This window comes from Arenibacter troitsensis (assembly GCF_900177645.1).
Taxonomy (GTDB): domain Bacteria; phylum Bacteroidota; class Bacteroidia; order Flavobacteriales; family Flavobacteriaceae; genus Arenibacter; species Arenibacter troitsensis.
Window position 1 is genome coordinate 268,963 of the sequence record NZ_FXAO01000005.1, and the last position, 18,902, is coordinate 287,864.

An 18,902-nucleotide genomic window follows, 5' to 3' on the forward strand; every position below is an offset into this window, starting at 1 on the left:
CCTTAGTATGGAGATAAATAAAATATTGGTAGCCAACCGGGGAGAAATAGCTTTACGTATTATGCGGACGGCTCAAAATATGGGAATAAAAACAGTAGCGGTCTATTCGGATGCCGATAGGGAGGCACCCCATGTACGCTTTGCCGATGAGGCCGTTCACTTAGGAAATTCACCTTCCTCGGAATCCTATCTGAATATGGACAAAATTGTGGAAGCAGCCATAAAAACCAAGGCCCAAGCTATACATCCAGGATATGGTTTTTTAAGTGAGAATGCCGTTTTTGCACAGCTGGTAGCCGACAAGGGAATTACCTTTATAGGCCCCAAGCCCCATGCCATAAAGGTTATGGGCAATAAATTAGCGGCCAAGGAGGCCGTAAAGGCTTACAATATTCCCATGGTACCAGGTATTGAAGAGTCCATTACCGATATTGCCCTGGCCCGAAAAATTTCCGAAGAGATCGGATTCCCCATTTTAATAAAGGCCTCCGCCGGTGGTGGTGGCAAAGGAATGCGGGTGGTGCAACAGCCATCGGAATTACAGGAGCAGATGGAACGTGCCATCAGCGAGGCTATGGCCGCTTTTGGTGACGGCGCCGTCTTTTTGGAGAAATATATTGAATCTCCCAGGCATATAGAAATCCAAATTCTGGCCGATACCCATGGCCACATTATACACCTATTTGAAAGGGAATGCAGTATACAAAGAAGGCATCAAAAGGTAGTGGAAGAGGCTCCGTCCGCCATATTGACCCCTAAAATAAGGGCCGCTATGGGGGAAGCTGCCATAAAGGTAGCCAAGGCCTGCGACTATGTAGGGGCAGGAACGGTGGAATTCCTTCTGGACAGTGACAAAAATTTCTATTTTCTGGAAATGAATACCCGCCTACAGGTAGAACATCCTGTAACAGAATTGATTACCGGTATAGATTTGGTGGAACAACAGATCCGAATTGCCAGAAATGAAAAGCTGGCATTTTCACAGGAAAACTTAAGTATAAAAGGACATGCCCTGGAAGTTAGGGTCTATGCGGAAGACCCGTTGGACAATTTTCTACCCAGCATGGGTACTTTGGAAACCTATAGGCAGCCTCAGGGCAAAGGAATAAGGTTGGACGACGGATTTGAGGAAGGCATGACCATACCCATTTATTATGACCCCATGTTGGCCAAATTAATTACCTATGGCAAAGACAGGGAAGAAGCCATACAACTAATGATAAGGGCCATATCGGAGTACAAGATAAAAGGCATATCCACTACCCTGCCCTTTGGAAAATTTGTCTGTGAACACAAGGCCTTTAGCTCAGGAAACTTTGACACCCATTTTGTTAAGAACTACTACACTCCGGAACTGTTGCAACAACAATATCAAGAGGAACGCAAAATTGCAGCCATGGTGGGATTGAAACTGTTTTTGGAACATCAGGACATACTTAAAGTACCCAATAGTAAAAACTCCAATTGGCCCATAAAACGGACCCAATGATAAGTACCTGTCTGGACCAAAGGTTTGTTAAGGCATAAAGCATTATTTAATGAAGGAAAAATCGAAAATACTAGAAGATAAAATTGCCCAGGCCAAATTGGGTGGCGGCCAAAAACGTATAGACATCCAACACTCCAAAGGCAAACTTACTGCCCGGGAGCGAATCCATTTTCTGTTGGACGAGGGATCGTTTGAAGAACTCGGTGCCCTAGTGACGCATAGGACCAAAGACTTTGGTATGGGCAAGCAGATATTTTATGGGGACGGGGTAGTTACTGGTTATGGAACCATCAACGGCAGACAGGTCTGTGTTTTTGCCCAGGACTTTACCGTATTTGGAGGTTCGCTTTCCGAGACCCATGCCGAAAAAATATGCAAGGTAATGGATATGGCCATGAAGATAGGGGTGCCCATAATTGGCTTGAACGATAGTGGTGGGGCACGAATACAGGAAGGGGTAAGATCTCTCGGCGGTTATGCCGATATCTTTCACAGGAATGTAATGGCCTCTGGGGTAATCCCGCAAATATCCGCCATTATGGGGCCCTGTGCCGGGGGAGCCGTCTACTCCCCTGCCATGACCGACTTTACCCTGATGGTGGAAAATTCGAGCTATATGTTCGTCACTGGCCCCAATGTGGTTAAGACCGTGACCAATGAAGCGGTGAGTTCGGAAGAATTGGGCGGGGCAATGACCCATGCCACCAAATCCGGGGTTACCCATTTTACAGCCGAAAATGATCTGGAGTGCCTGGGGCAAATAAAGGAACTTGTTGGTTATTTACCACAGAATTGTGAAGATACCCCCATGTCGCTCCCCTATTCCCTTAATACCGAAATCAGGGAAAAATTGGAAACCATAATTCCCGAAAATGCCAATAAGCCTTATGACATGAGGCACATCATCAATGAAATCATAGACGAATCCCCATTCTTTGAGGTACATAAGCATTATGCGGAAAATATTGTGGTGGGCTTTGCCAGATTGGCCGGAAAAAGTATCGGCATCGTTGCCAATCAGCCTATGAGCCTAGCCGGGGTCTTGGATGTAAACAGTTCCAAAAAGGCGGCCCGATTTACCAGGTGCTGCGATTGTTTTAATATTCCCCTTTTGGTATTGGTAGATGTCCCCGGATTCCTACCCGGTACCGATCAGGAATGGAACGGCATAATAACCAATGGCGCCAAACTGTTGTATGCCCTTAGTGAGGCCACGGTTCCCAAAGTAACGGTTATTACCAGAAAGGCCTACGGCGGGGCCTATGATGTGATGAACTCCAAACATATTGGGGCCGACCTCAACTATGCCTGGCCCGGTGCCGAAATTGCAGTAATGGGGTCCAAGGGAGCCAGTGAGATCATCTTTAGAAAAGAAATCGATTCGGCTGAGGATCCAGAAGCCAAACTAAAGGAAAAGGAGGAAGAATACGCCGATAAGTTCGCCAATCCTTACAGCGCAGCGGAAAGGGGGTTTATAGATGAAGTAATCCTTCCCAAGGATACCCGGAGGAAATTGATAAAAGCCTTTGCGCTGCTGGAAAATAAGGTGGTGCAACTGCCCAAGAAAAAACACGGTAATATACCTTTGTAATCCTTTACCGATCGCTTAGTGCAATTTTGAATCGATAACAAGACATGAGCAATTTAGAAGAACTTATACAATTACTTACTTTAGAACGTATAAACGACAATACCTTTGTGGGACAAAACTATCAGGCCCCTTGGGGCAGGGTTTTTGGGGGACAGGTTTTGGGCCAGTCATTACATGCCGCCTACCAAACAGTATCCAAAGACAGAATGGCCCACTCCATGCACGGCTATTTTATTCTGGGGGGAGACCTGAGCATTCCCATTACCTATGAAGTAGATTGTCTGAGGGACGGACGTAGTTTTACCACACGTAGAGTGGTAGCCAAACAGAACGGCAAGGCCATATTTAATATGGCAGCATCCTTTCAGATCAAGGAAGATGGTGTGGAGCACCAGATCACCATGCCCAATTTAATTACCCCAAAAAAGTTAATGAACAGCTTGGAGCAAATTGAGGAAATGAAAACTACAGATCCGGACTCCTATAACCTTATTAAGCTTACTCATCCCAAGGTCTTCGAATTTAAGCCCGTTGAACGGTTAACCGCCCTATTGGCCAAAGACGGCCCGCCATTCAACCATATGTGGATGCGCGCTACGGAAAAAGTAAAAGCCGATTTGCCCCTACAGCAACAATTATTGGCCTATGCCTCCGATTACAACATTCTTACCACCGCCTCCCTACCCCATCGCGAAGAACTCAGAAAGGGGAAGACCTTTTATGCCAGTATAGACCATGCCATATGGTTCCACCGTAATTTTAAAATAGACGAATGGCTCCTGTACACCATGGATAGCCCTAGTGCCTGTAATTCCAGAGGATTTTCTAGGGGCAGTATTTTTGATAGAAATGGCGTTTTGGTGGCCTCTGTGGCACAGGAGGGTTTAATGCGCAGCACTAGGATAGGTTAACAACACAGAGGTATTCCATATTAATTTTAGAAAGACCTCCTATGCGATGGTGTCCAATTTACATTTTTTCGGACCTCCTAACCGTATATGGATCAGTGTAGCATCATTTTTGGATAGGCCCGAAACCATTCTTTTGCAATCCATTTCCTTAGGCCAAACTTACGCACACCTTTTACATACAGGCTTGGATAGATGAACTGCTCTTCGGTCAAACACCAATAATATCCGTAAAACAACTCTTGGTCCATTGAACACCTCTGCGGTTTATCCCTTGTAAATTACCGTTTATCCGCACAAAAATATCCCTCCCGTTTTTTAACCATTTTTTTTCCCTTTTGACCACTAAATTTCCGTTTAGGGCATGGCTGGTCGAATTTTGCCCCATAACATTAAACAATAGATATGAAAACATTATTACTCGTTAAAGAAATTTATTTAGAAGGATTTAAAAACTTGGGAAACATCATTGTCAGAAATTATTTCAAAGCTTTCTTATGGTTCAGTGTAGCTATGTTTGCCGTTGTATTGTACGCTTTCATTTTTAGGTTGACCACTGGATTTGTTTGGGACTAATTAAAAAGAAATGCATTAATTTATGATGAAAGGTATGCAATATTTAAGGGAATTATTGGTGGGAAAAAGTGATGGGATCGAGGTTCCAATGACACTGAAATTGTTATTGATCTTGATCTTCCTTTGCTTTTTCCTAGCTTTATTCTCAATTCTTTTGTACACCTTTGAATAGCATTGCTTTGTTGCAAAAACATTAGGTTCTGCAAGCTTCCAATTTATACTATTTTTTTTTGATGTTATGTAGTTCCCCCATATGAACAATATAGCCAAGGTAATTTTTTGGTGCTGGTCCAAGCGTAAATTGATCTTGAAATAAATTATGGATATTATCCAAATTATTGGAAATATTCCATAATTTAGCATACCCTTTTTTGGTATGCCATGAACAAGACAATACTTCATTTGGATTTGGATACCTTTTTTGTATCCGTAGAGCGACTTCAGGACCGTAAATTGGAGCATAGGCCCATACTCGTTGGCGGCGTTAGCGACAGGGGGGTGGTGGCCGCATGTAGCTACGAGACCAGAGGTTTTGGCGTGCATTCCGGCATGCCTATGAAAATGGCCAAGGAACTCTGTCCGGAAGCCATCATCATAAAAGGGAATGCGGGAACCTACAGCAAACATTCGGATATCGTATCCGATATTATCAAAGAACAGGTACCGGTCTTCGAAAAATCGAGCATAGATGAATTTTATGCAGATCTTACGGGAATGGACCGCTTTTATGGGTGCCACCAATTCTCTACCGAATTGCGGCATAAGATTATCAAGGAAACCGGACTTCCCATTTCCTTTGGCCTGTCGGTAAACAAGGTAGTATCCAAAGTAGCCACCAATGAGGCCAAACCCAACAATGAACTGAAGATAGATATAGGCCATGAGAAGCCTTTTTTAGCGCCCTTATCCATAAAAAAAATACCTATGGTAGGCGACAAGACCTACCAGACCCTCCGCAATTTGGGATTACGCCAAATAAAGACCATCCAGGAAATGCCCATAGATATGATGCAGCGGGTATTGGGGGCCAATGGGGGCGTAATATGGAAACGGGCCAATGGGATAGACAACACCCCTGTTATCCCTTTTTCCGAACGTAAATCCATTTCCACCGAACGTACTTTTGAGAGGGATACCATAGACGTCATTAAACTAAGGGGAATCCTTATTGCCATGACCGAGAATCTGGCCTATCAGTTGCGGAGGGGAAAAAAACTTACCGCCTGCATTGCGGTAAAGATTCGCTATTCCGATTTTAATACCTATTCCAAACAATTAAAAATTCCGTACACCAGTGCGGACCATATCCTGATTCCCAAGATTCTGGACCTCTTCAACACATTGTACAACAAAAGGCTGTTGATTAGGCTTATCGGTATTCGTTTCAGTCACTTGGTTCAGGGCAACTACCAGATAGATCTATTTGATGATACCGAGGAAATATTAAACCTGTACAACGCCTTGGACAAGATTAGGGAACGCTATGGGGACAAGAGCGTTATAAGGGCCTCCGGCATGGATGCCAAGACCATTGGCAGAATGCACAATCCTTTTAACGGCCAGCCCCCTATTGTATTGGCTCATAGGAAACAGTGAACAGTGCTAGGTAGCTGAGCGGAGTCGAAGCCACTGGAGGAAGGAAACAGTGAGCTGTGCCCAAAGTTCAAAGTTGGAAAGTTCAAGGTTCAAAGTCGTTTCCGACATTTCGAAGATTCAGTCACCATACCTGAAGGCTGGCGTAGTCGAGAGCGAAGAAGACAGCAAAACTAGCAATCACTCTCAAAAAAAGCTCCTTCCCCTAGCTAGGGGAAGGTGGATCCTCAACTATCAGGCGAGGAGACGGAAGGGGTGCCTGCTTATGGTCAATTAATAAGTCGTGAGCAATCAGTAATGAGTAGCGAGAAAAAAGAAACTAGAACCTAGAAGAGATTACAGTTAACAGTGCTAGGTGGCTGAGCGGAGTCGAAGCCACTGGAGGAAGGAAACAGTGAGACTGTGTTTAAAGTTCAAAGTTGGAAAGTTTAAAGTTTAAAAACGATTCGACAGTTGTAGGGAATCGGTGTGGAGTAGTGAGAATTGAGTAGTGAGAAAAAAGAACCTAGAACCTAGAGACTAGATCTTAGACGTTCAAGGTTTAAAGTTTAAAAATGTACGTCCTTAATGTAGGTTGACCACTTTAAATCATAACTCAAAAGCCCATTGGCTATTGGCTCTTGGCTCTTGACTAAGGTATATTCAAATACTTATGGGTCTGTAGGGACACTTTCCACTTGGGGTTTTGCATAACATACTCTACAATCCAGGGAACTACCTTGTCCCGTACGCTCCATTCCGGCTGCAGGTACAAAATACAATCCTTATTGGTCTTGGCCGCCTGTTCCTCGGCAAAAATAAAGTCGTGCTTATTATACACGATCATCTTTAGTTCGTGCGCCTTGTCATAGATAATGCCCTCGGGCAACTTGTTCTTTTTGGGGGAAAGACAGATCCAGTCCCAGGTTCCGGAAAGCGGATAGGCTCCGGAAGTCTCTATATGGGTCTTTAGGTTCTTGGCCTTTAGGGCTTCCGTTAGGGGCCCCATATCCCAGGTAAGGGGTTCTCCCCCGGTAATGACTATGGTATCGGAATATTTGGCCGCATTGGTTACAATATGGTCTATTCCTGTTGGAGGGTGGGTTTCCGCATTCCAACTTTCCTTTACATCGCACCAATGGCAACCCACATCGCAACCGCCCACACGAATAAAATAAGCCGCGGTCCCCTTATGGAAACCTTCGCCCTGAATCGTGTAAAACTCCTCCATTAAAGGCAGCATAAGGCCTTGATCTACCAACGCTAAAACATCTTCTTTTACCATGGCGCAAAGATAGAAAATACCCCGCTCTGGCACTACTAATTAAGAAAAAGATATTTTGGCAAGCGCTAATCCCTGCTTTTCCAATAAAATTGTAAATTAAACTTTTATAACTGCCAGAAGAATACACCTAAGGTTTGCGTTTGTAAGAATAAGATAATGCTGACCCAATTAACGCAATTGCGCTATAGCAAAGGTAATTGAGTGTCAAATTAAAGTAAATTCAAAAATAGTTTAAAAAAATAGCGTGCTACAATAACAATTAAACCTAATTGCCGGGCTAGCTTGCTTAAGAAAACGTCATGTGAAGAAATAGGTGACAATACAGATTTTCTATTCGGTTTGTAATTGCTAAATTAGGCACTTGAATATTGCGATTAATTGTATACAAACAGGTTATCCCAAGTTGAACCTTGCAACACAAATAGAATTTTATTTACTCAGAACCAAATATATATTTAAAAATCACCTCTTACATTTTTGGGAGAAGACTAAAATTTATAAAAAAGAAAAACTGTGGATTTAACATAAATATGAAAGAACTATCACTAATGGATTTTTTCTTCGGTGCAGGAGGACTTTCCGAAGGATTTATCCCAGCTGGTTTTAAATCTATTGCTCACGTTGAAATCCAAAATCTGCTTTCACTAAAAGAACATCTTATTAAATATTTTTATATAGAATATAGAATCGCATATATTGACACTTTACTTTCCTGTAACTTTCCAAAGGATTTTATTCCAAATCAGAAAAATGAAATTAAATGCAAATTTAAATTCATTTTTAGGTTACTTGATGGTGACAGAAACATTTATTTTGAAAGTTTAGCAACCAGAAATGATTCATTTGACCCATTAGATTTTTTTTAGGGAGCGAACATGGAGGTACAGACTTGCAATATCTTGAAATTGGAAAAAACTTACGTTCATGAAAAATGCAATAAAAGTGGCTTGTGCTATAATTGTTATCGATCATAAATTTTTGGTTGTTCAAAGAAATGAAAACATGAATCTACCGCTAAAATGGGAGTTCCCTGGAGGAAAAATAGAACAGAATGAAACAGATGAACAATGCGTCTTAAGAGAAATAGAGGAAGAATTAAACATTGAGGTCACCTTGGTTAAAAGGCTTACATCATCCTTTTTCGAATATCCAAATATTGCTATCGAATTAATTCCTTTTTTAGCCAATTACGAAAAAGGAGAGATAAAACTGAAGGAACATAAACAGTATATACTTTTGAATAAAAAAGAACTGATCCGTTTGGATTGGGCTGATGCTGACTTACCGATTGTAAAAGAACTACAAGAATTATGACTCAAGGAATTTATGAAGAACTGGTAACAAAATTAGTTGCTCAAAAAATCAATGAGCTTGATAAAAGCGCTTACCTAATTAACAAGACTAAGATTGATAAAGAAGAGGCCTCCACAATATTATCAAAGCACTTATCGCAAACTATAAAGCATGCATTAGAGTATGTAAAGGGAGACAAGCAGATTGAGTTACAAATTGAAATAGCTAATAAAATCATCAGAATTTTAAAGGAAGAACTTCAAAAAGAAGAATTTAACAATGACCTGATAGACGTTGAAGGTGAGATTTTAAAAGCAGTATTTACAAAAGTTGATGCTCATTTTTCAGATTTCGACCTACATTTAAAAGAAATAACGCCTTACACTAGACTAACCCATAGCGAACTTTTTACCGGAGGCAATGTGGGCTTATCACTTGAGAGTGAACTGAAAAAGGAAATTTTATCCGCTGACAGGATTGACTTTTTGGTATCCTTTGTAAAATTCAAAGGAATAATTATTCTTGAAAGAGAATTAAGGGAGTTTACTAAACGAGGAGGTAAGCTAAGGTTAATAACCACAACCTACATGGGAGCTTCCGATTACAAAGCTATTCAGTTACTTTCAAAATTAGAGAATACAGAAGTTAAGATATCTTACAATACAAGTAATGAGAGGCTTCATGCAAAGGCTTATTTGTTTTTCAGAAACACTGGTTTTCATACAGGTTATATTGGTTCTTCAAACTTTTCCAGGTCTGCGCTAACGGATGGTTTAGAATGGAATATAAAAATTACAACAAAAGAGGTGAGCCATATTATAGATAAATTTCAGAAGACATTTGACTCCTATTGGCAAAGCGATGATTTTGAAACTTTTGACGATTCTATTCATAAAGAAAAACTCATTAGCTCTTTGAACCAGCGGAAAATATCTAAATCCTCCGAAATCAACCTTTCATTTTTTGACATCAAACCTTATCCTTTTCAGTTAGAGATTTTAGAAAAACTTGAAGTTGAAAGAATTGTACATGACAGAAATAGAAATTTAGTTGTAGCAGCTACAGGAACGGGGAAAACGGTAATCTCAGCATTTGATTACAAAAACTTTAAACAAAACAACAAATCTTCCAAGCTCTTGTTCTTAGCACATCGAAAAGAAATACTTTCACAATCTGTATCTACTTACAGGGGAATTTTAAGGGACAATAATTTTGGCGAGTTGTGGGTGAATGGCTTAGAACCCAATAGTTATGAATACGTATTCGCTTCTGTTCAAACGCTAAACAATAAACTCAAAAATATAAATTTATCACCTCAATATTTTGATTACATAGTAATTGATGAGTGCCACCACCTTACAGCAAACAGCTATCGAAAGATTATAAATTATTTCAAGCCAAAAGTACTTTTAGGTTTGACTGCCACACCTGAAAGAATGGATGGTGGCGACATTCAAGAAGACTTCCACAATAGAATTGCAGCCGAGATTAGACTGCCAGAAGCTTTAAATAGAAAGCTACTTTGTCCATTTCAATATTTTGGTATTACTGACAGCATCGATTTATCCAGTGCTACATGGGTTCGTGGTCGATATGTTGCAAGCGAGTTGACCAATTTATACACTGCCAATGACAGGAGAGTACAAGAAATCATTGATGCTTTAGAGAAATACACAAAAGATAAAACTGATGTGAAAGCTATCGGCTTTTGCATTTCTATGGAACATGCAAAATTCATGGCAGAAAAATTTACTTTAGCCGGATTTAAAGCGGACTATCTCACAAGTGAAAATGATCAAAATAGAGATATTATTAGAAATCAATTGCTGAATAAAGAAATTAATTATTTATTCGTCGTAGATATTTTCAACGAGGGAGTGGACATACCGGAGATTGATACTGTAATCTTTTTGAGACCTACAGAAAGCTTAACAATTTTCTTACAACAATTAGGAAGAGGGTTGAGATTAGCAAATGACAAAGATTGTTTAACCGTATTAGACTTTGTTGGAAATGCCAGACCAGAATACAATTTTGAAAATAAATTCAGGGCGCTTATAGGTAAAACCGCGACTAAAGTCCACAAAGAAATAGAAGACAATTTTCCACATTTGCCAATAGGCTGTTCTATCATTTTGGAAGAGAAAGCAAAAAAAACAATTCTTGAAAACATAAAAGCTGCTACTAACCTTAATCGTAATCAAATTATTAGTAAGATTAAAAAATTTAAGCAGCAAACCACACTTCCTCTTAACCTCAAAAACTTTTTAGAATTTAACTCTATTTCAATACAATCAATTTATAAGAGAGGGAGCTGGAAACGTTTATGTCAAGAAGCGGGCATTATCGATGATTTTCAAAAAAATAATGAAAAAGAAATTGTTTCAGCTATTAATAAAAAATGGCTCTCAACAAGCTCAACAAGTTATTTTAGATTTATACTAAAACTGGCAAAAGCAAATTTCCTAGTGAATTTGACAGAATTCAATTCTAAAGAACGAACCATGCTCTTAATGCTTCATTACGACATCTGGCAAAAAGCAAACGGATTTAAATCACTTGAAGAAAGTATTCGTACCATTAGTAAAAATAAGGTTTTGGTTGAAGAAATAATTGAAGTACTTGAAATTTTAATTGACCATATTGACTTTAAAGAAATAAACATTAAATTACCATACGATCAACCACTAAAGGTTCATGCTCGATACACAAGGGATCAAATTTTAGCTGCTTTTGGATTAAGCACTTTCGAAAAAAAATGGCCTAGCAGAGAAGGAGTAGCAGAAAACACCGCTTTAGATACTGAATTACTTTTCATAAATCTTATCAAATCAGAAGAAAATTTCTCTCCTACAACAATGTATGACGACTATGCTATAAATGAATATTTATTTCATTGGCAGAGTCAAAATTCAACAAGCCCAGAAACATCAAAGGGTCTATCCTACATAAAGCATCATGAAAATAATAAGAAAATTCTTTTGTTTGTAAGAGAAAAAGCTAATGACGAATATGGAAATACAATGGGATATGTGTTCATTGGTGAAGGCGCTATTAGGGATTATTATGGTGCTAAACCTATGAATATTAAGTGGGAATTGAATGAGCCAATGCCACATTATTTATGGAATGATGCAGCAAAACTGAGAGTAGGATAATTAAATTTTCAGTTCTCCCCGCCGGCGCCAACCTGCCTTATTCAACAGACGAACGAGACACTTAGAGTATTGCGTTACCCCCCAAAAAAAAAGTAAGCAAACCCAATGATTAAAATAACACAGGCAAATAGGGAGCACTCCCAAATAATTGCCGAAATAGGAAAACAAGCCTTTTGGGAATCCCACGGGCACAGCGCTTCAAAAGAAGACATCAACAGCTTTATTGCTAAAACCTATAACAAGGCGGCCATTAATAAGGAATTTGAGAATGCAAATATCCTATACCATCTGGTCTCTTTCAATGATAAAATTGCAGGCTTTTCAAAAATTGAATTAAACACTTCCAACGTTAATATCAAGGATCCAAACATAACTAAACTGGACAGGTTGTATCTTTTAAAAGAATATTATGGGAAAAATTTAGGTGCAAAGCTAGTCGATCTTATTATTGAATTATCTAAACAAAACCATCAGAACGGTATTTGGTTGGCGGTTTGGAAAGAGAATCAAAAAGCACTGAACTTTTACCTAAAAACTGGATTTAGGATGGTTGGGGAGTTTAATTTTAAAATATCGGAAACTCACTCCAACCCCAACCACATCATGTATCTGAAATATTGACCGTATTTGCCAAAAATTAATAACTTAGGGCATATTCTTTAATCAGGCACCTGGTTATATATTACTTACAAATTCAGAACTTATGAACCCAAAAGTGGTGGATAGATTTTTGGACAGGGCCAAAAAATGGAAGCAGGGAATGACTTTGTTGAGGGAAATCTGCCTGGATTGTGGCCTTACGGAAGAATTTAAATGGATGCACCCCTGCTATACGTTACAAGGCAAAAATGTTGTCTTAATCCATGGTTTTAAAGAATATTGCGCCCTTCTATTTCATAAAGGCGTCCTCTTAAAGGACACCAACAATATGTTAATCCAACAAACCGAGAACGTACAAGCCGCCCGTCAACTAAGATTTACAAGCCTACAGGAAATCTTGGATCTAAAACCTACTATCAAAGCCTATATTTTTGAGGCCATAGAGGTAGAAAAAGCGGGCTTGGAAGTGACATTGAAAAAGACCTCCGAATTTAAAATACCAGATGAATTTAAAAAGGCCTTGGATAATAATCCCGATGTAAGAGATGCCTTCCATAGCCTTACCCCAGGAAGACAAAGAGGATATTTGCTGTATTTCTCACAAGCCAAACAATCGGCAACAAGAACCAACAGAGTGGAAAAATATATCCCTAAAATTCTTCAGGGCAAGGGGTTGAATGACAAATAAAAATGAGGGACATTAACATATCCCAAAAGTCCCAAACTTATAATAATAAACAATGCCCAGGATCCAAGACCCTGGGCATTGCCATTACTCCAACGAACCATTTGGTTACAATGGTTATTATCTGGAGCTAATTCCTATTATACATTTTCAGGAACTTCAAATCCTTCCCTATAGTCCCGTCTCAACATTCTATCCGCTTCAGCATCGTTTACGAACGATTCCGATTTTGGATTGAAGGTAAGGACACGATCCAATCTATAGGCAATGTTGCCCAAATGTGCCAAACCAGAAGAAAGGTGTGCAGTTTCCACAGGACCGTTCAAGATAGTTTTATCGCGCTTGCGCACCGCCTCTATAAAGTTGGCAAAATGTCCGTCCGTTCCGCCATCACCACGGTCCATTTCCGATCCTGATTCACCACCATCTTCTCCGGATTTACCTGGAGTTCTATCCTTTCCTAAATAGGTTTTATACTTATCATAACCGTCAACGACCAATATTCCCTTATCGCCATAGAAAATATTACCTACAGTAGCGCCTTCTTCGGTGTTGGTACACCATGGGCGAACTTCAAACTGTATAATCTTTCTTTCTTCAGGGTAGTTGTATACAGAGGTGAGCACTTCTGGCACTTCCTTACAATCGTCCCAAAGGTACTTACCGCCCATGGAAGTAATCTTTGTAGGGAGCCCTACATCCAAGCCCCACATACAAAGATCGGTTTCATGAATACCTTGGTTTCCTACATCCCCATTGCCATAATCCCAGTGCCAGTGCCAATTATAGTGCACCAAATTTCTGGTAAATGGTCTTTTTGGGGCTGGTCCTGTCCATAGGTCATAATCTATACCTGCCGGAACGGGCGAGAAACCTTGGTCGCCAATATCACCCCTCCAACGAAAAACAATACCCCTGGCCATATAAACCCTTCCTATATAGCCGTCTCGCATTAAATTAATGGCTTCGTTTACGGCAGGGGAACTTCTCAACTGAACCCCATGCTGTACAATCCGGTCATATTTTGCAGCTGCTTCCACCATTTTACGACCTTCCCAAATGTTGTGGGAGCCCGGCTTTTCCACATAGACGTCCTTCCCGGCCTGGCAGGCCCATATTACGGAAAGGGCATGCCAATGGTTTGGAGAGGCAATACTGACCACATCAATATCCTTATTATCCATAACCCTGCGAAGATCCTGCTCTAGGGCAACATCTTTATTGTAGGTCTCCTTAAAGGATTTTTGGCGCTCGCGCAATAAGTTCATGTCCGGATCGCATAAGTGTGTAATCTGAACATTCTTTTGTACCATAAGACTTTTAATATGGCTTTTTCCACGGCCATTGACACCCAAAACTGCCGCATTGATACGGTCATTGGCCCCGAAGACAGTGGAAGATATTATGGTAGGTGCCGCAATTACGGCAGAACTTGCCACGGCCGTTCTTTTAATAAATGATCTTCTCGTAGATTTCATTTGCAATTATATTTACGTTAACTATTAATTTTATTGACATTATATCACGGCCCGACCAAATATTCAAAAACCGTTTAATCCTTTAAGCCATTAACCACCCACTCGTCAGTTTTTTGCGACAATGAATAACATTTACAATTCATGTTAATGACACCTTATCCCCTTTTGCAATGAAAGTTAGCATTATTTTTTTATTCGTTAACGTTAACAGGGATAGTTTTTTGTTAATTTTTCAACTTTAGATGTTGTTTACTACCTATATCATACTTTTTTAGGATTCATATCTTTTATCCATTACCATTTAATGCCAGCTATGGACCATGAAAACAGACCCATTATTAAGATCGCATAGGCGAAAAGACCAAAAAACCAATATCAAATTAATTTAAAACGACTTAAAAACAACCTTTAAACCTTGAAAATCAAACCATAGAATATTCTTATTTAGATTTAATATAAATAATTTGTTTAATTCAAATCTTAAAGATATTTTTGTCGCCGAACAATTATTTATTATTGGTCTAAATAAGAATAGATGAAAAACCAACTAGCATTACTACTACTTCTTTGCCTAAATTCCATGGCATTTTCGCAGCGCTCAACCGTAAGCGGAACCATAAAGGACAACACACAAACGCCACTATTAGGGGTGAATATAGTGGTGAAAAATTCCCAAATAGGTACCCAAACCGATGAAAAAGGCCACTTTGAAATCGCCAATCTTGATGAAGGCGCACATACCCTGTCCATTTCCTATCTTGGCTTCAGAACCAGGGATGTACCATTTACCCTTACCAACGGAAAAGCACAGGATCTTGGCGATTTGATCCTATATGAAGGAAACGAAATACTCACCGAGGTAATCGTTGAAGGGGAGCGCATCAATAAATTTTCTAGAAAGAAAACAGCCTATGTATCCAAGCTTCCATTAAAGGACATTGAGAACACACAGGTGTATAACACTATTACCACCGACCTTTTGGAATCGCAAATAGTGACGAATTTTGACGATGCCCTTAAAAATGCCGCCGGAGTGGAAAACCTCTGGACATCCACAGGTAGGGGCGGTGATGGAGCCGGATACTATTCCATGAGAGGATTCTCCGTACAACCACAATTGGTAAACGGCCTGCCAGGTTTAACCAACGGCACTATAAATCCGGCCAATATTGAACGGATAGAAGTCTTAAAAGGACCTTCTGCAACCCTGTTCGGAAATGCGGTAAGCTCGTATGGTGGTCTTATAAATGTGGTTACCAAAAAACCCTATGCAGGTAGCGGTGGCGAACTTTCCTTTACTTCGGGTACTTACGGACTAAACCAGATTACCGGCGATTTCAATACGGCCATCAATAAAAGTGAAAACCTATATTTTAGGCTAAACACCTCCTACTCCTCAGAGCAAAGCTTTCAGGATGCCGGCTTCAGAAAATCCTTTTTCGTAGCCCCTTCCCTATCCTACAAGGTAAACAACAAATTATCCTTCTCCTTCTATGGAGAAATTACCCAAGCGGAACAGACCAATCCTACCTTCTTGTTTTTAAACAGAGGTGCCCCAACGGAAGCTCAAAATCTTGAGGAACTAGGCTACAACAACAAACTGTCCTTTACGAGCAATGACCTTACCCTGGAAAATCCGACGCAGAATTATAGGATTGAAATGGACTATAAATTGTCCGACACATGGCAATCCCAGACCTTACTTTCCAAAAGTTCCACCTCTACAAAGGGCTACTATTCCTATCTGTACGATTATGGCATCTTAGGTAACGATACCTTTACAAGGTTCATCAACAAACAAAATGCCAATACCCAAACCACGGATATACAGCAAAATTTTATTGGTGATTTCAAGATCGCCTCCCTAAGGAACCGAGTGGTAATTGGCCTGGATTATTTCAATGCTACGGAAATCAATAACAGCACCGGCTATGCTTTCTATGGCAATGTAACTCCGGAAGGTGGGTCCAATGGGGACAATCCTTTTACTGCCGATGTGGAAACCGATACCTATGCCCTATCTACGGCAGCTGTAGATGCCGTTCTGGCCTCACAGGCCGTAGGGAATAATAAATCCAAATATCATATTTATAGCCTATATGCTTCAGATGTCCTAAATATCAGCAATAACCTATCGGCTATGCTAGGACTACGGGTAGATCATTTTGACAATGAAGGCAACTTGGTCAATTTGGATGACGATTACAACCAAACTACTTTATCGCCCAAGTTCGGATTGCTTTACCAGCCCATTTTGGATCAACTCTCTATCTTCGCCAATTACCAAAACGGATTTACCAACGTTGCCCCCCAATTGGTAGGTGATCCAAACGCGGGACCGCAGACTCTGGAAACTTTTGATCCGGAACAGGCCAATCAATTGGAATTTGGTATTAAGACCAATCTGTTCAATAATAGATTAAATGCTACCATAAGTTACTATGACATTAAAGTAAAAGACCGTGTCATTACAGACCCGTCTTCACCATTCAACAAAATTCAGGGGGGCGAAGTGGAAAGCAAAGGTTTTGAAATTGAAGTCAATGCCAACCCTGTTAAAGGTTTGAACCTAAGGGCCGGTTTTAGCAATAACGATAGTGAAACTACCAAATCTGACAATACAGAGATTTTAAACCGAAGACCCCTCGAAGCCGGTCCTGAAACACAATATAATTTCTGGGCCAACTATGAATTGCAGGAGGGAATGTTGGACGGTTTTGGCATGGGACTGGGATTTAACGGGGCAAGTGAGCGCTTTGCCATAAACTATGCCTCCACCGGAGAATTTATCCTGCCAAGTTATACCATAGCCAACGCCTCTCTTTATTACCAGGCCAACAAATATCGCATTGGCTTAAAACTAAACAATGTATTTAATAAGGAATATTATAAAGGCTGGTCCACTATAAACCCACAGGCTCCAAGAGTGTTACTGGCCAATTTCACCTACAAGTTTTAAACAAAAAATATAGATTTTCAACCTTGTACCAATGAACCTCAGAAAAATTATCTTCGAACTTCATAAGATTTTAGGCCTTACCACCGGTATCGTTGTATTTATTGTAGCGATTACCGGCTGCTGTTGGGCCTTTAGGGATGAGATTGAAAGTCTATACGACGACTATAAAAAGGTAAGTCCCCAAAACAAACCCATTCTTACACCTACCGAGGCCAAAATGTACGCCCAGGAGGTTTTTCCCAACAACCATATACACGGTACCCTGTTCAAAAAAGCGGATGATGCCATTGAGGTTATTTTTTACGACCCGGAACCAGAATTTTACCAGAGTGTTTTTCTAAATCCATATACCGGCAACGTAATACAGGTAGACGATCACCTATCCGGTTTCTTTGCTTTTATTTTGAAAGGACATATGCGGCTTTGGTTACCCAAAGACATTGGGGAACAAGTAGTAGGCGCATCCATACTTGTTTTTATGTTGATCATTATTTCCGGAATCTTTCTATGGGTGCCAAAAAAACGGAAAAATCTTAAACAACGTCTTCAATTTGAATGGAAATCGGGAACACGATGGAAACGAAAGAACTTTGACCTTCATACCATAATAGGATTTTATATATGCTCCCTAGCCCTGATCCTTGCCTTTACAGGTTCGGTAATGTCCTATAATTGGATGAAGTATGTGCTGTATAAATCTTTGGGGGGGGACAAGGAAGCTGCGTTTATAATTCCTGAAAATATTGGTACCCCAAACCAGGACGAAGATGTATTGCCGATAGACCTTCTTATACCCAAACTTCAGGCAGCATCGCCCAACGCGGAAAGTTTTGAACTTCACTATCCCACAGGCCCGGAGGCCAGTATTTACGTGGAAGTTTCCAATAGTTCCGGTTTATACTATGATTCGGACTTTCGCTTTTTTGACCAACATACCTTGGAGGAAATAGAGACGCCCGGCATATATGGCAAATACGAAAATGCCAAGGTAGCGGACAAAATACTACGTATGAACTATGACATCCACATAGGGGCCATTGGGGGCATTGCAGGAAAAATAATTGCCTTTTTGGTGAGCTTGCTTACTGCCAGTCTGCCCGTTACCGGAATTTTGCTTTGGTATGGTAGGACTTATAAAAAGAAGCATAAAAAATTGGCGGAAGTTGAGCTTTAGCATTTAAATAAAGGTCCTTAAACCCGCTACAAAAGGTTGTAACTATTTGGATTGAAGTTCAACTACTTTTTACTGTACCAACCCCGAGACTATTACTCGGGGCTTTACAATTAAATACCCCCCAATATTGTCTA

At 40.3% G+C, this 18,902-nt stretch carries 15 protein-coding genes; 12 read left to right on the forward strand and 3 right to left on the reverse strand.

Annotated elements, in window-relative coordinates; all coding sequences use genetic code 11:
• Positions 1 to 13 precede the first annotated feature (13 nt).
• Genes accC through B9Y87_RS13075 form a run of 3 tightly spaced genes read left to right on the forward strand, consistent with a single transcriptional unit; the run spans position 14 to position 3,991 of the window.
• A complete protein-coding gene (gene accC, locus B9Y87_RS13065) occupies positions 14 to 1,489 on the forward strand; it encodes an acetyl-CoA carboxylase biotin carboxylase subunit (protein WP_085499611.1) in 1,476 nt (491 codons plus the stop codon).
• A gap of 49 nt (positions 1,490 to 1,538) precedes the next feature.
• Positions 1,539 to 3,080: an acyl-CoA carboxylase subunit beta gene (locus B9Y87_RS13070; RefSeq protein WP_085499438.1), complete on the forward strand. Its 1,542-nt coding sequence runs from the start codon at positions 1,539 to 1,541 to the stop codon at positions 3,078 to 3,080.
• Between the two features lie 44 nt (positions 3,081 to 3,124).
• Positions 3,125 to 3,991, forward strand: a complete 867-nt coding sequence (locus B9Y87_RS13075; RefSeq protein ID WP_085499439.1) for an acyl-CoA thioesterase — start codon at positions 3,125 to 3,127, stop codon at positions 3,989 to 3,991.
• Between the two features lie 208 nt (positions 3,992 to 4,199).
• Here B9Y87_RS13075 and B9Y87_RS21810 read toward each other — a convergent pair whose 3' ends face one another.
• Positions 4,200 to 4,403, reverse strand: a complete 204-nt coding sequence (locus B9Y87_RS21810; protein ID WP_139827227.1) for a hypothetical protein — start codon at positions 4,401 to 4,403, stop codon at positions 4,200 to 4,202.
• Between B9Y87_RS21810 and B9Y87_RS22375 the strand changes: the two genes are divergently transcribed.
• Together B9Y87_RS22375 and B9Y87_RS13085 are read left to right on the forward strand one after the other, a co-directional pair.
• Positions 4,394 to 4,564: a DUF6747 family protein gene (locus B9Y87_RS22375; RefSeq protein WP_178347017.1), complete on the forward strand. Its 171-nt coding sequence runs from the start codon at positions 4,394 to 4,396 to the stop codon at positions 4,562 to 4,564. The genes B9Y87_RS21810 and B9Y87_RS22375 overlap by 10 nt on opposite strands.
• A 381-nt stretch (positions 4,565 to 4,945) precedes the next feature.
• Positions 4,946 to 6,160 carry a DNA polymerase Y family protein gene (locus tag B9Y87_RS13085; RefSeq protein ID WP_085499441.1) on the forward strand — a complete coding sequence of 405 codons (1,215 nt, stop codon included), beginning with the start codon at positions 4,946 to 4,948 and terminating at the stop codon, positions 6,158 to 6,160.
• Between the two features lie 628 nt (positions 6,161 to 6,788).
• Here the strand turns inward: B9Y87_RS13085 and B9Y87_RS13090 are convergent.
• Positions 6,789 to 7,421 (reverse strand): 7-carboxy-7-deazaguanine synthase QueE, encoded by a 633-nt coding sequence (locus tag B9Y87_RS13090; protein ID WP_031445035.1) that lies wholly within the window; start codon positions 7,419 to 7,421, stop codon positions 6,789 to 6,791.
• A gap of 530 nt (positions 7,422 to 7,951) precedes the next feature.
• Between B9Y87_RS13090 and B9Y87_RS21945 the strand changes: the two genes are divergently transcribed.
• The 5 genes from B9Y87_RS21945 (at position 7,952) to B9Y87_RS13115 (ending at position 13,160) form a co-directional block, all read left to right on the forward strand.
• Entirely contained in the window at positions 7,952 to 8,287 is a 336-nt protein-coding gene (locus B9Y87_RS21945; RefSeq protein WP_085499442.1) for a DNA cytosine methyltransferase, read from the forward strand.
• Positions 8,288 to 8,345: 58 nt separating this feature from the next.
• Complete coding sequence (locus B9Y87_RS13100; protein ID WP_085499443.1) at positions 8,346 to 8,735, forward strand: (deoxy)nucleoside triphosphate pyrophosphohydrolase; 390 nt, start codon at positions 8,346 to 8,348, stop codon at positions 8,733 to 8,735.
• Complete coding sequence (locus tag B9Y87_RS13105) at positions 8,732 to 11,872, forward strand: DEAD/DEAH box helicase (protein ID WP_085499444.1); 3,141 nt, start codon at positions 8,732 to 8,734, stop codon at positions 11,870 to 11,872. Before B9Y87_RS13100 ends, B9Y87_RS13105 begins: the two co-directional genes overlap by 4 nt.
• Positions 11,873 to 11,977: 105 nt before the next feature.
• A complete protein-coding gene (locus B9Y87_RS13110) occupies positions 11,978 to 12,493 on the forward strand; it encodes a GNAT family N-acetyltransferase (RefSeq protein ID WP_245808707.1) in 516 nt (171 codons plus the stop codon).
• 82 nt (positions 12,494 to 12,575) lie between these two features.
• Positions 12,576 to 13,160: a YdeI/OmpD-associated family protein gene (locus B9Y87_RS13115; protein WP_085499445.1), complete on the forward strand. Its 585-nt coding sequence runs from the start codon at positions 12,576 to 12,578 to the stop codon at positions 13,158 to 13,160.
• A 137-nt stretch (positions 13,161 to 13,297) separates the two neighbouring features.
• Here B9Y87_RS13115 and B9Y87_RS13120 read toward each other — a convergent pair whose 3' ends face one another.
• Positions 13,298 to 14,635 carry a Gfo/Idh/MocA family protein gene (locus tag B9Y87_RS13120; protein WP_085499446.1) on the reverse strand — a complete coding sequence of 446 codons (1,338 nt, stop codon included), beginning with the start codon at positions 14,633 to 14,635 and terminating at the stop codon, positions 13,298 to 13,300.
• Between the two features lie 535 nt (positions 14,636 to 15,170).
• Here B9Y87_RS13120 and B9Y87_RS13125 point away from each other — a divergent pair.
• Positions 15,171 to 17,594, forward strand: coding sequence for a TonB-dependent receptor (locus B9Y87_RS13125; RefSeq protein ID WP_085499447.1), 2,424 nt, complete (start codon positions 15,171 to 15,173; stop codon positions 17,592 to 17,594).
• A gap of 31 nt (positions 17,595 to 17,625) precedes the next feature.
• Positions 17,626 to 18,768, forward strand: coding sequence for a PepSY-associated TM helix domain-containing protein (locus B9Y87_RS13130; RefSeq protein ID WP_085499448.1), 1,143 nt, complete (start codon positions 17,626 to 17,628; stop codon positions 18,766 to 18,768).
• Positions 18,769 to 18,902 lie beyond the last annotated feature (134 nt).

Bases quoted from the DNA above. Each gene is read 5' to 3' on its own strand.
- B9Y87_RS21945 (WP_085499442.1), top strand. From the start codon at position 7,952: ATGAAAGAACTATCACTAATGGATTTTTTCTTCGGTGCAGGAGGACTT.
- B9Y87_RS13085 (WP_085499441.1), top strand. From the start codon at position 4,946: ATGAACAAGACAATACTTCATTTGGATTTGGATACCTTTTTTGTATCC.
- B9Y87_RS13075 (WP_085499439.1), top strand. From the start codon at position 3,125: ATGAGCAATTTAGAAGAACTTATACAATTACTTACTTTAGAACGTATA.
- B9Y87_RS13125 (WP_085499447.1), top strand. From the start codon at position 15,171: ATGAAAAACCAACTAGCATTACTACTACTTCTTTGCCTAAATTCCATG.
- B9Y87_RS13120 (WP_085499446.1), bottom strand. From the start codon at position 14,635: ATGAAATCTACGAGAAGATCATTTATTAAAAGAACGGCCGTGGCAAGT.
- B9Y87_RS13070 (WP_085499438.1), top strand. From the start codon at position 1,539: ATGAAGGAAAAATCGAAAATACTAGAAGATAAAATTGCCCAGGCCAAA.
- B9Y87_RS22375 (WP_178347017.1), top strand. From the start codon at position 4,394: ATGAAAACATTATTACTCGTTAAAGAAATTTATTTAGAAGGATTTAAA.
- B9Y87_RS13130 (WP_085499448.1), top strand. From the start codon at position 17,626: ATGAACCTCAGAAAAATTATCTTCGAACTTCATAAGATTTTAGGCCTT.
- B9Y87_RS13115 (WP_085499445.1), top strand. From the start codon at position 12,576: ATGAACCCAAAAGTGGTGGATAGATTTTTGGACAGGGCCAAAAAATGG.
- B9Y87_RS13100 (WP_085499443.1), top strand. From the start codon at position 8,346: ATGAAAAATGCAATAAAAGTGGCTTGTGCTATAATTGTTATCGATCAT.
- B9Y87_RS21810 (WP_139827227.1), bottom strand. From the start codon at position 4,403: ATGTTTTCATATCTATTGTTTAATGTTATGGGGCAAAATTCGACCAGC.
- B9Y87_RS13105 (WP_085499444.1), top strand. From the start codon at position 8,732: ATGACTCAAGGAATTTATGAAGAACTGGTAACAAAATTAGTTGCTCAA.
- B9Y87_RS13090 (WP_031445035.1), bottom strand. From the start codon at position 7,421: ATGGTAAAAGAAGATGTTTTAGCGTTGGTAGATCAAGGCCTTATGCTG.
- B9Y87_RS13110 (WP_245808707.1), top strand. From the start codon at position 11,978: ATGATTAAAATAACACAGGCAAATAGGGAGCACTCCCAAATAATTGCC.